Source organism: Sinorhizobium chiapasense (assembly GCF_045277575.1).
Classification (GTDB): Bacteria; Pseudomonadota; Alphaproteobacteria; order Rhizobiales; family Rhizobiaceae; genus Ensifer; species Ensifer chiapasense_A.
Genome location: NZ_CP144205.1, coordinates 878,498 through 890,821 on the forward strand (window position 1 = coordinate 878,498; position 12,324 = coordinate 890,821).

At 63.9% G+C, this 12,324-nt stretch carries 10 protein-coding genes; 5 read left to right on the forward strand and 5 right to left on the reverse strand.

Annotation, left to right across the window (positions count from 1 at the left end; all coding sequences use genetic code 11):
- Positions 1–20 precede the first annotated feature (20 nt).
- Positions 21–959, forward strand: a complete 939-nt coding sequence (gene rarD, locus QM996_RS04265) for an EamA family transporter (protein ID WP_500269436.1) — start codon at positions 21–23, stop codon at positions 957–959.
- A gap of 71 nt (positions 960–1,030) precedes the next feature.
- On the opposite strand, the gene QM996_RS04270 is transcribed toward rarD, so the two are convergent.
- The gene (locus QM996_RS04270; RefSeq protein WP_500269437.1) at positions 1,031–1,651 is read right to left on the reverse strand and encodes an LOG family protein; all 621 of its coding nucleotides are present in this window, start codon (positions 1,649–1,651) and stop codon (positions 1,031–1,033) included.
- Between the two features lie 243 nt (positions 1,652–1,894).
- Here QM996_RS04270 and QM996_RS04275 point away from each other — a divergent pair, with 243 nt between their 5' ends.
- The 4 genes from QM996_RS04275 to pssA all read left to right on the forward strand — a co-directional run bounded on the left by QM996_RS04275 (position 1,895) and on the right by pssA (position 7,534).
- Positions 1,895–3,655 carry a LysM peptidoglycan-binding domain-containing protein gene (locus QM996_RS04275; protein WP_500269438.1) on the forward strand — a complete coding sequence of 587 codons (1,761 nt, stop codon included), beginning with the start codon at positions 1,895–1,897 and terminating at the stop codon, positions 3,653–3,655.
- A 301-nt stretch (positions 3,656–3,956) separates the two neighbouring features.
- Positions 3,957–5,843 (forward strand): ABCB family ABC transporter ATP-binding protein/permease, encoded by a 1,887-nt coding sequence (locus QM996_RS04280; protein ID WP_500269439.1) that lies wholly within the window; start codon positions 3,957–3,959, stop codon positions 5,841–5,843.
- Positions 5,844–5,950: 107 nt separating this feature from the next.
- Positions 5,951–6,649, forward strand: a complete 699-nt coding sequence (locus QM996_RS04285) for a phosphatidylserine decarboxylase (protein WP_500269440.1) — start codon at positions 5,951–5,953, stop codon at positions 6,647–6,649.
- 9 nt (positions 6,650–6,658) lie between these two features.
- Positions 6,659–7,534 carry a CDP-alcohol phosphatidyltransferase family protein gene (gene pssA / locus QM996_RS04290; RefSeq protein ID WP_500269441.1) on the forward strand — a complete coding sequence of 292 codons (876 nt, stop codon included), beginning with the start codon at positions 6,659–6,661 and terminating at the stop codon, positions 7,532–7,534.
- A gap of 78 nt (positions 7,535–7,612) precedes the next feature.
- On the opposite strand, the gene QM996_RS04295 is transcribed toward pssA, so the two are convergent.
- From QM996_RS04295 to radA, 4 genes are all read right to left on the reverse strand, one after another.
- Positions 7,613–8,353 (reverse strand): Rossmann-fold NAD(P)-binding domain-containing protein, encoded by a 741-nt coding sequence (locus QM996_RS04295; protein ID WP_500269442.1) that lies wholly within the window; start codon positions 8,351–8,353, stop codon positions 7,613–7,615.
- Between the two features lie 12 nt (positions 8,354–8,365).
- Positions 8,366–9,856, reverse strand: coding sequence for an amidophosphoribosyltransferase (gene purF / locus QM996_RS04300; RefSeq protein WP_500269443.1), 1,491 nt, complete (start codon positions 9,854–9,856; stop codon positions 8,366–8,368).
- 145 nt (positions 9,857–10,001) lie between these two features.
- Entirely contained in the window at positions 10,002–10,625 is a 624-nt protein-coding gene (locus QM996_RS04305; protein ID WP_500269444.1) for a CvpA family protein, read from the reverse strand.
- 279 nt (positions 10,626–10,904) lie between these two features.
- On the reverse strand, positions 10,905–12,308 hold the full coding sequence (gene radA, locus QM996_RS04310) for a DNA repair protein RadA (RefSeq protein ID WP_500269445.1): 1,404 nt from the start codon (positions 12,306–12,308) through the stop codon (positions 10,905–10,907).
- Positions 12,309–12,324: the final 16 nt, after the last annotated feature.

Sequence of the window (12,324 nt, forward strand, 5' to 3'; positions counted from 1 at the left end):
ACGCACCAGGAAAAGATGTTATGGCTGAGCCGAACGCGAAAGTACCCGCCGAAAACACCGATTCCGCGAAAGGCTTTGCCTTCGCGCTGACCGCCTATCTCCTTTGGGGCTTTCTGCCCTTCTTCATGAAGGCCGTCGCTCACATTCCGGCGCCGGAAGTGGTGGCACACCGGATCGTATGGTCGGTACCGCTTGCTGGCCTGGTTCTGCTCTGGCTCGGGCGCACGGATGACATCAAGGTGGCGCTGGGCTCGCCGCGCATGCTGCGCATGGCGGCGCTGACCGCCGTGCTGATCACCATCAACTGGGGCATCTATGTCTGGGCGATCGGTGCTGGCCGGGCGATTGAGACGGCGCTCGGCTACTACATCAACCCGCTGTTTTCGATCTTCCTCGGCGCGGTGCTGCTGAAGGAAAGGCCGAACCCGGCGCAGATGGTTGCGATTGCGCTCGCGGCCTCCGCGGTCGCCGTCCTTGCTTTCGACGCCGGTGGCCTGCCGTGGGTGTCGATCGGCCTTTGCCTGTCCTGGGGCTTCTATGCCTTCTTCCGCAAGACGCTGCCTGTCGGTCCGAACCAGGGCTTCTTCCTGGAAGTCCTGCTGCTCAGCGTTCCGGCGCTCGGCTATATAATCTGGCTCGAGGCGACCGGGCAGGGCCATTTCGGAGATACCGGCACGGCCGATATTCTCTGGCTGATGTCCTGCGGTGTCGTCACCGCCATTCCATTGATGATCTATGCCAACGGTGCCAAGTTGCTGCGCCTGTCGACGATCGGCATCATGCAGTATATCGCCCCGACGATGATCTTCCTGATCGCCGTTTTCGTCTTCCATGAGCCGTTCGGCACGGCAAAGCTCATTGCCTTCGGCCTGATCTGGGCGGCGCTGGTGATCTATTCGGGCGCAATGCTGGCGGAAAGCCGGGCGCGCCGGGTGCTGCAGGCAAGTCCCGCGGAGTAAGCTCGCAGTCGCTACAAATCAAAAGGCGCGTTGGTGGACCGCGCCTTTTTCCTTGTCGGTGCTTGCTGCCATCAAAGACGGGAGATGATCTCCGCCTCGCCCTCGCGGCCATTGCCACCATTGGCAGCCGCCAGGATGGCCGGCACGATATCAGCGGCGTCATCGACGACCAGCGGCTGCACGAGATGTGCGGTATGCACGAAGCCTTCGTCGCGCATGTGCTGCAGCAGGTCGAGCATCGGCCGCCAGAAATTGTTGATGTTGCCGAAGACCATCGGCTTGCGGTGACGGCCGAGCTGCGCCCAGGTCATGATCTCGACGATCTCTTCGAGCGTGCCGATACCGCCCGGCAGCGCGACGAAAGCGTCGGCGCGCTCGAACATTGTGTGCTTGCGCTCATGCATGTCGGCGGTGACGATCAGCTCGTTGAGCTGGCCGAGCGAATGGCGGGTCGCTTCCTTGTCCATTAGGAATTCCGGGATGATCCCTGTGACTTCGCCGCCGTTCGAAAGGACGCCGCTGGCGACGGCTCCCATGATGCCGCGGGTGCCGCCACCATATACGAGGCGCAGCCCGTGATCGGCAATCGAGCGGCCAAGTGCGCGGCCGGCTTCCATATAGGCATTGTCGCGTCCGGGCTGTGAACCGCAATAGACGCAGATGGATCGAATCGTGGTGCTTTCGGTGCTCATACCCCCAAAAGACATTGCACCGCAGCAAGGGTCAAGAAAAATGAGGGGAAAGCCGGTTTTCCGCCGTTTGCCGGGCGACCGGTAGCTTGTATGGCGAATCAGGAATCGCTAGCAATTTCAGGGATTGATTGAAGAAATCGGACGGTTGCTTGCTGTTGCGCTATAATGCATGGCGTTAGCCCGCACCGCAGGCCGATGAGAGGGCATGCGCGGAGTTCTGCTCCGCTCCGTGTGGAGAGTGGCATGATAAAAAATAAGGCCGGCTGGGTGGCCATTACTGTCCTCGTGGCAGCAACAGCGTTGATGGTATTCGTGGTGCAGCCGAACCTGCGTGGTGACGCCAAGAAGCCGGCGGAAGAGCCAGCGGCAGGCAATGCGACACAGTCGAACGAAACCGCTTCTGGCCCGCAAGCGACCGAAGGAACGGCGAAGCCGCTGGACACCAAGGCCGGTGAGGCCGCCAGCGCGACGACAAACGCTGCTGCGACGAACGCACCCGCCGAAAACTCTGCCGTTCCCGGGTTCGACGTGTTGCGTGTGGAGCCTGATGGATCGACCGTCATCGCTGGGCACGCGCAGCCCGGTTCTAAGCTCGAGATCCTGAGTGGCGATGCCGTTGTCGGTACGGCCGATGTCGGCGGGACGGGCGACTTCGCAGCGGTGTTCGACAAGCCGTTGCCCGCCGGCGACTATCAGTTGACGCTGCGCAGCACCGGTGATGACGGCGCCGTGAAAACCTCCGAGGAAGTCGCGACCGTTTCGGTTCCCAAGGACCCCTCGGGGCAGCTTCTCGCCATGGTGTCCAAGCCGGGTGAAGCAAGCCGCCTGATCACGACGCCGGAAGCGGCCAAGGGCGAAACCGCGCCGACAACCGACGGTAAGCCGGCTGAGGTCGCATCGCAGACGCCGTTGGCAACCGGCGACGCGTCTTCGGCACCGGCAAAGACGGCTGGCGTTCCCGGCCTGCAGGTGACTGCGGTCGAGATCGAAGGAAGCAAGATGTTCGTCGCGGGCAGCGCCAAGCCGCATGCGCTGGTGCGCGTCTATGCGGATGACAAGCTGATCGGCGAAATCAAGGCCGATGACAAGGGCAATTTCGTTGTCGATGGCGAGGTCGAGTTGACCGTGGGCAGCCACATCATCCGCGCCGACATGCTGAACGAGGATGGCACCAAGGTCGCCATGCGCGCATCGGTTCCCTTTGATCGCCCCGTCGGCTCCCAGGTTGCCGCAGTCGCGCCGTCGGGCACGCCTTCGGCGACAGCCGGTCTTGATGGCGTGCGCGCCGAGGCCGGCAAGGCGCTGGCCCTCTTGAAGGGACTTTATGCCAACGGCAAGGTTCCGAGCGGCGAGCAGCTTGCCGCGGCGCGTTCCGCGACGGAAATTGCACTGAAGTCGCTGGCGGATTTCCGGCTTGCCGACGGTTCCGATCAGGCGCTGGCGGCGGCCGCGGCACGGGCTTCCAAGGCGGCAGCCGACGCGCTGGCAGCCTTGAAGGCGGCGCCGCAGGATGCGCCGAGCGTTGCCTCGGCGCTTGCCAAGGTCGATGCGACCGTCGGCCCGGTTCTGGCCGAGCGCGGCAGCGCGACGCCGGCATCGGACGGGCAAGCCCAGCAGAAGGGCAATGCCCCTGCGCCGGGTGAACTGGCGAAGGTCATGGGCGCAGGCAGCGCGATGGCCAGCGACGCCACGACGACTCCGGCACAAGGCACGGAAGCCGCAGCCGCTGCCCCCCAGCAGGAAGGGCCGCAGACCGTCCAGCAGGAGCCGCTCAAGGAGAGCAAGTCCTCGGTGATCATCCGTCGCGGCGATACGCTGTGGCAGATTTCGCGTCGCGTCTATGGTGCCGGCCTGCGCTACACCACGATCTACCTTGCCAACCAGGACCAGATCGAAGACCCGGACCGCATTCGCCCGGGGCAGGTTTTCGGCGTGCCGGATAAGGCGTTGCCCGATGACGAATCCCGCGAGATTCACAGAAAGCACATGAAACACGAGCAATAGGCAACTGATCGTCCGCCTGCACATTGCGGCGGCGGCGATGGATGCCTATTTCTCGATCCAGGGCGGCGCCTTCAACGAGGCGCCGCTTTTCATTGAACGGTGATGACGGCGCTGTTTGTCTCGGGCTGCGGCCTGAAGCGACCTCGATTTGAGGCCGAAGACATGCAGCAAGTCAAAGGGCTACAGCGACCTTTGCGCGTCTGATAAGACGCGTGGCGTTGTAGAGGGAAAGCGCGGCGCGGCAGGGCTCGTGGGGCTTCGCGGCCGTCAAGCAGCGCGAAACGTAAGAGCGGATCAGAACGTGGCACCCCAGAAGAAAACTGTTTCGGCCGATACGAGCAATCCGTTGCAGACGATTGCCAATCTCTGGCCCTATATGTGGCCGACGGACAGGGCCGACCTCAAGCTCCGGGTCATCTGGGCAACGGTCATTCTGATCATCGCCAAGGTCGTTCTGATCCTCGTTCCCTATTCCTTCAAATGGGCGACGGACGCGCTGAATGGCAAGCCGGACGTTATGGGCTTCCTGCCTGAGGTCCTGACCGGCGCCGTCATGCTGGTGCTTGCCTACAACCTGGCACGCCTGCTGCAGGCTGGACTGAATCAGCTCCGCGACGCGCTGTTTGCAAGCGTCGGCCAGCACGCCGTCCGCCAGCTCGCCTACAAGACCTTCGTGCATATGCACCAGCTCTCCCTGCGCTTCCATCTGGAGCGGCGCACCGGCGGGCTTTCGCGCATCATCGAACGCGGCACGAAGGGCATCGAGACGATCGTCCGGTTCACCATCCTGAACACCTTGCCAACCCTTATCGAGTTCTTGCTGACGGCCGTGATCTTCTGGTGGGGCTACGGCTTCGGCTATCTCTTCGCGACCGCCGTCACCGTCTGGCTCTACATCTGGTTCACGGTCAAGGCGAGCGACTGGCGCATCGCCATTCGCCGCTCGATGAATGACAGCGACACGGACGCCAATACCAAGGCGATCGACTCGCTCCTGAACTTCGAAACGGTCAAGTATTTCGGTAACGAGGAGATGGAGGCCCGACGCTTCGACAAGTCGATGGAGCGCTATGAAAAGGCGGCGACGCAGGTCTGGACCTCGCTCGGCTGGCTCAACTTCGGTCAGGCGCTGATCTTCGGTGCCGGCACGGCCGTCATGATGATCATGTCGGCGCTTGCCGTTCAGCGCGGCGAGCAGACGCTCGGCGACTTCGTCTTCGTCAACGCCATGCTGATCCAGCTCGCGATCCCGCTCAATTTCATCGGCTTCGTCTACCGCGAAATCCGCCAGGGCCTGACGGATATCGAGCATATGTTCGACCTGCTCGACGTTCAGGCGGAAGTGGTGGATCGCCCCGATGCCGCCGAGCTCGTCATCGGCAAGGGCGCCATCACCTTCAAGGACGTGCACTTCGCCTATGATCCGGCCCGACCGATCCTCAAGGGCATCACATTCGAGGTGCCCGCCGGCAAGACCGTTGCCGTCGTCGGCCCGTCGGGCGCCGGCAAGTCGACGCTCTCCCGGCTGCTTTATCGCTTCTACGACGTGCAGGAAGGGGCGATCACCGTCGACGGCCAGGACGTACGCACGGTGACGCAGAAGAGCCTGCGCTCGGTCATCGGCATGGTGCCGCAGGATACCGTGCTCTTCAACGACACGATTGCCTATAACATCCGCTACGGCCGGGTTTCGGCGAGCGCGGCCGAAGTCGAAGCGGCCGCCGAGGCCGCACAGATCGCCGGCTTCATCCGCACGCTGCCGGAAGGCTTCCAGGCCATGGTCGGCGAGCGCGGCCTCAAACTCTCCGGCGGCGAGAAGCAGCGCGTCGCAATCGCCCGCACGATCCTCAAGGCGCCGCCGATCCTGATCCTCGACGAGGCGACCTCGGCGCTCGACACCCGGACCGAGCAGGAAATCCAGTCGGCGCTCGACGTGGTCTCGCGCAATCGGACGACGCTCGTCATCGCGCACCGGCTCTCAACGGTGATCAATGCCGACGAGATCATCGTGCTGAAGGATGGCGTCATCGCCGAGCGCGGCACCCATGGCGAGTTGATCGACCGCGATGGCCTCTATGCCTCGATGTGGAGCCGCCAGCGCGAAGCGACGCAGGCGGAAGAGCAACTGAAGCGGGTGCGCGAAAACGACGATCTCGGCATCGTCACGCGCGGCGAGCCGGCGGTCTGAGGATGTTTGCTGGTCGCGACGCGTTTTGTCGCTATGGGGCGGGTGGCGTTGCCCGCTGGGGCATTTCGCGGTAGTTCACGTTCCACGGAAAATCTGGAGTAGAGTTTATGAGCCTGGTCAATACGATCCGCAACACGCTCGTCCCGGTGCACAAGGAAGGCTATCGCTTCATTGCGATCTTCTTCGTCGTGTCGCTGGTGCTTGGCTTCCTGTGGGAGCCACTGATGTGGATCGGCTTCGTGCTGACCGCCTGGTGTGCCTATTTCTTCCGGGACCCGGAGCGCATGACGCCGATCGACGACGATCTGGTGATCAGCCCGGCCGACGGCCGCGTTTCTTCGATCGCCACGGTGATGCCGCCGGAAGAGCTGAATCTCGGCTCGGAACCGATGCTCCGCATCTCGGTCTTCATGAACGTGTTCAATTGCCATGTGAACCGTGCGCCGATGGCCGGCACGATCACCCGCGTCGCCTATCGCACCGGCAAGTTCGTCAACGCCGAACTCGACAAGGCCAGCCACGAGAACGAGCGCAACGGCCTCGTGATCGACACGAAGCACGGCGCGATCGGCGTCGTCCAGATCGCCGGCCTCGTTGCCCGCCGCATCCTCTGCTGGAAATATGAAAACGGCTCGCTGGACGCCGGCGAACGCTTTGGCCTGATCCGTTTCGGCTCACGCCTCGACGTCTTCCTGCCCGCAGGAGCCGAACCGCGCGTCAGCGTCGGGCAGACTGCCGTAGCGGGTGAAACCGTGCTCGCCGAATTCGGCTCGGCCAAGGGCCCGGTCCTCAGCCGTCGCGCATAAGGAGTGTACATGGAAGGCTCTGAACAGGAAAAACCGGCCGAACCGCTGAAAGTCGGCGGCGACGCGAGCGGTTCAAACGACACCGGTCGCGGCCCTCGGCTGCGCGAGATACCGCTGCGCCTGATGATCCCGAACCTGATCACGGTGCTGGCGATCTGTGCGGGTCTCTCGGGCATTCGGCTCGCCTTCGAAAACCGCATCGAGCTCGCCGTTGCCATGGTGTTGCTGGCGGCCTTTCTCGACGGCATTGACGGCCGCGTCGCCCGCCTCCTGAAGGCGACGTCGAATTTCGGCGGCCAGATGGACTCGCTCGCCGATATCATCAATTTCGGCGTGGCACCGGCGCTCGTGCTCTATGTCTTCATCCTGGATCAGGCCCGCTCGATCGGCTGGATCGCGGCGCTGATCTACGCGATCGCCTGTGGCCTCAGGCTTGCGCGCTTCAACGTCATGGCCGAGCGCCAGTCCAAGGCGCCGTGGCAGTCGGAATATTTCGTCGGCGTGCCGGCGCCCGCGGGCGCCATGCTGGTCCTGCTTCCGGTCTACCTCGGCCTCCTGGGCCTGGCTCCGGAGCGCACCTTCGCGCTGATTGCATCGGGCTACACCGTGCTGATCGCCTTCCTGCTGGTCAGCCGCCTGCCGGTCTGGTCCGGCAAGTCGGAAAACAGCCGCGTCCGCCGCGATCTCGTCCTGCCGGCCATTCTCGGTGTCGTCTTCTATGTCGCGACGCTGATGACCTACACGTGGGAGACGATGGCGGTGACGGCGCTTGGCTACCTGATCACGCTGCCCTTCGGCGCGCGCTCCTGGCAGCGCAAATATGGCGGCGATTGGCCGGCCCATCCATCGACGGGCGGCGATGGCCTGCCCGGTGACAAGGAATGATTGAGCTCCAGCTCAGGTAAAGGAAAAGGCCACCGTGGCGACACGATGGCCTTTTCCGTTTGGGTAAGTCCTCGAGGATTACTCCGGCATCCGGTAGTCGACGATCTTGTCTTCGCGGACGATATAGAGCTTGCCGGTCTCGGTCTGCTGCGGACCGACGAGCGCAAGCAGCTTGGCCGCGACCTCTGAAGGATGCGGCACGGTCTCCGGATCCTCGCCGGGCATTGCCTGTGCGCGCATCGCCGTGCGGGTGGCGCCGGGATCGACGGAGAGAATGCGCAGCGGCAGGCGCTGCGTCTCGCCGGCCCAGGTGCGGGCAAGAGCCTCGACGGCTGCCTTCGACGCGGAGTAGGGGCCCCAGAAAGGTTTGCACTTGTGCGCGGCGCTGGACGACAGGATCAGCGCGCGGCCGGCGTCCGACTTGATCAGCAGCGGCTCGAGCGAGCGGATCAGCCGCCAGGTGGCGGTAACGTTGATGTTCATCACCTTCTCGAACACCTTGGCCTCGACATGGCCGATCGGCGAGATCGTGCCGAGGACGCCGGCATTGGCGACCATGATGTCGAGCTTGCCCCAGCGTTCGTTGATCGCGCCGCCGAGCTTGTCGATCGCTGCCATGTCGGCGAGGTCGAACGGCACCAGCGTCGCCGCGCCGCCCGCGGCCTTGATCGCGTCGTCGAGTTCTTCGAGCCCGCCGACGGTGCGCGCGCAGGCGACGACATGGGCACCGGCCTTGGCCAGTTCGAGAGCGGTGAAGTAGCCGATACCGCGCGATGCGCCGGTGACCACGGCCACCCGGCCTTTGAGATCGATCGTCATTTTATTGTCTGATTATCCGTTGCTGGCGAGAACCGAGAGTTTGCGGACATTGCTGGCGCCTTCCTGGTCGAGAAGACGGGTCGGATAGTCCCCGGTGAAGTAGTGGTCGGTGAACTGCGGCGCCTTGGGATCGCGCTTTTCGCCGCCGACCGCCTCATAGAGGCCGTCGATCGACAGGAACTCGAGCGAGTCCGCGCCGATGTAGCGGCACATGGAGGCGAGGTCGGCATGCTGGTTGGCGAGCAGCTTATCACGATCCGGCGTGTCGATGCCGTAGAAGTCCGGATGGAAGATCATGGGGCTCGCGACGCGGATATGCACTTCGCGCGCGCCGGCGTCCCGCATCATCTGCACGATCTTCACCGAGGTCGTGCCGCGCACGATCGAATCGTCGACCAGCACGACCCGCTTGCCGGCAATCATCGCGCGGTTGGCCGAGTGCTTGAGCTTGACGCCGAAGGCACGGATCTGCTGCGTCGGCTCGATGAAGGTGCGGCCGACATAGTGGTTGCGGATGATGCCGTATTCGAAGGGGATGCCACTCTGCTGGGCATAGCCGAGAGCGGCCGGCGTGCCGCCGTCCGGCACCGGAACCACGACGTCCGCCTCGACGGGCGACTCCTTGGCGAGATTGATGCCCATGTTCTTGCGCGACACGTAGATGCTGCGGCCGCCGACGACGGAGTCGGGCCGGGCGAAATAGACGTATTCGAAGAGGCAGAGCCGCTCGGGCTGCGATATCTCAGGCTTGCGCGCATCGATGGTGATCGAACCGTCGGGCTGGATTTCGCAGATGATCACTTCGCCGTTTTCGACGTCGCGGACATAGGTGGCGCCGATGATGTCGAGCGCACAGGTCTCGGAGCAGAAGATCGGCTTGCCGTCGAGTTCGCCCATGACGAGCGGGCGGATGCCGATCGGGTCGCGCGCCGCAATGAGCTTGGTGCGCGTCATCGCCAGCATCGAGTAGCCGCCTTCCATCTGGCGGATGGCGTCGATGAAGCGGTCGGAGGAGGAGGCCTGCTTGGAGCGGGCGATCAGGTGCAGGACGACTTCGGTGTCGGAGGTCGACTGACAGATAGCGCCATCGGCGATCAGTTGACGGCGAAGGGTGAGGCCGTTGGTGAAGTTGCCGTTGTGGGCGACCGCGATGCCGCCGACTTCGAGTTCGGCAAAGAGCGGCTGGACGTTGCGCAGCGCCACTTCACCGGTCGTCGAGTAGCGGGTGTGGCCGATGGACATGAAGCCCGGGAGCTTTGCCAGCGTCGCCGGGTCCGTGTAGTGGTCGCCGACGAGGCCCATGCGCTTTTCGGTGTAGAACTGCTTGCCGTCGAAGGTGACGATGCCGGCAGCTTCCTGGCCGCGATGCTGGAGCGCATGCAGGCCGAGCGCCGTCAGCGCCGCCGCGTCCGAATGCCCCAATATGCCGAAGACGCCGCACTCTTCGTGCAGCTCATCGCCTTCGAGTTCATCGTGGATTTCCATGGATCTCAGATCGGTCATCACAGTCGCCTTTGCTCCGTACCGGTGCGCATATCGTGATCAGGCCCGCCATCTTCAAGCGATCTTAGCTGAAAACGGCTGCAAGCGTTATTCCCCAAAAGGACAAAGCCCGCGGGGCGGGCTTTGTCGGCAAATCGTTCCTGTCTCAGCCGTTGGTGGCCGGTGCGTCGTCGGCAGGCGCCTGCTCGGGCGTCGTCGACGGTGTCTGGCCGGGGGTGACCGCCGGCGCTTCGCCTTCACCTTCGCCGGTCGTGTCCTTGCCGCGCAGGCGGTCGAGAATGGTGGCGTCGGCTTCTTCAGGCAGCAGCGCGATCAGCTTGTTGCCGAGATTGTCGAGCAGCGGCTTCGATTTCGCCTGGGTGACCCAGGTCGGCTGCTGCTGTGGCGCTACGAGCCAGTTGAAGAACAGCATGGCGACGACGACCAGCAGGATGCCGCGGGCGGCACCGAACAGGAAGCCGAGGGTGCGGTCGAGCGCGCCGATGCGGCTGTCGATGATGAAATCGGCAATCCGCATGGTGATGAAGGAAATGATGATCAGCGCGACCAGGAAGATCACCGCCGCCGATCCGATCAATGCGACCGTATCGCTGTTGGTGTACTGCTTGGCGTAGGGCAGCAGCTGCGGGTAGAGGAAATAGGCGGCTGCGGCCGCGCCCACCCAGCTTGCGACCGAGAGCACTTCGCGCGAGAAGCCTCGAACCATGGCCAGGATTGCGGAAAACAGGGCGACGCCGAGAACGATACCGTCGAGAATTGTAATGGGCATTTTGTCCTTACTCCGGACCCGGTTCGTCCGGGTCTCCTCAAGCCTATCCGCCATCGGCCCTGCCTGATGTTACAGCGCCGCGCGTCTTATCAGACGCACAAAGGCCGCTGTACCACTTTGATGTGCTGCATGTTTTTGTCCTTTGATCGGCTACGATCAAAGGAAACATGCAGTAGGGCATTTGCAGCCTTTCTCGCGGCCCCCTACAGCGCCGCGCGTCCTTTCGGGCGCGCAAAGGTCGCTGTAGCACTTAGACCTCGGTCTGCGGCATCCGCCTCGTCAGTCTGCCTCCTCCGCCGGCCTCAGCGCGTGTCGCGATCCCGCGATGCGCGCCACCAGATCCGGCAGGCTTTCCATTTCGCTCCATCGGCCATTGCCGTTTTTCGGCAACTCGGTGGAAGCGGATGGCAGAACCGCCTGTGAGAACCCGAGTTTCTCGGCTTCTTTAAGGCGTTGTGCGGTATGCGCAACCGGCCGGATGGCGCCCGACAAGCTGACTTCGCCGAAATAGACGCAATCCGCAGGAAGGGCAAGCCCGGCAAGCGATGAAACCAGTGCGGAAGCCACAGCTAGATCGGCGGCCGGCTCCGAAATGCGGTAACCGCCGGCGATATTGAGATAGACGTCGTGCTGGCCGAGCCGCACGCTGCAATGGGCCTCGAGTACGGCGAGGATCATCGACAGCCGGGCGGAGTCCCAGCCGACGACAGCGCGCCGCGGCGTGCCGAGCGAAGTCGGCGCGACGAGCGCCTGGACTTCGACGAGAACAGGGCGCGTGCCTTCCATGCCGGCAAAGACAGCCGCTCCCGGCGATTTCTCGTTGCGCTCGCCGAGAAACAGCTCGGACGGGTTGGCGACTTCGCGCAGCCCCTTGTCGGACATCTCGAAGACGCCGATCTCGTCGGTCGGGCCGAAGCGGTTCTTGACGGTGCGTAGAATGCGATAGTGGTGACCGCGGTCGCCTTCGAAATAGAGCACCGCATCGACCATGTGCTCGACGACGCGCGGGCCGGCAATCTGCCCTTCCTTGGTGACATGGCCGACGAGCACGACGGCGGTTCCTGTCTGCTTGGCAAAGCGGATCATCGCCTGCACGCCGGTCCGAACCTGGGTCACCGTGCCGGGCGCCGAATCGACGATGTCGCTCCAGAGCGTCTGGATCGAGTCGATGATGACGAGGTCGGGCCGTTTGCCATCGGCGAGCGTCGCGAGGATGTCCTCGACATTGGTCTCCGCGGCAAGCAGCACGTCGCTGTCAGCCGCACCCAAGCGCTGCGCACGCAGCCGCACCTGCGCCACCGCCTCTTCGCCGGAGACGTAGATGACGCGGTGCTTGCGGCGCGAGAGTGCTGCGGCCGCCTGCATCAGCACCGTCGATTTGCCGATCCCCGGATCACCGCCGACGAGCAGCGCCGAGCCCCGCACGAAGCCGCCGCCGGTCACCCGGTCCAGTTCCGAAATGCCGGTCTGGATGCGCGGCGCATCCTCGATCTCGCCGGAAAGCGTCGTGAGCGCCACCGGGCGGCCCTTCTTCGGTGCGCGCGACGGACCGCCGCCGATGCCTGCCGTCGGATCCTCCTCGACGATGGTGTTCCACTCGCCGCAGCCTTCGCATTTGCCCGCCCAGCGGGTGTGGACGGTGCCACAGTTCTGGCAGATGAATTGTGTGCGAGCTTTCGCCATTAAGTTCGACTTTCGA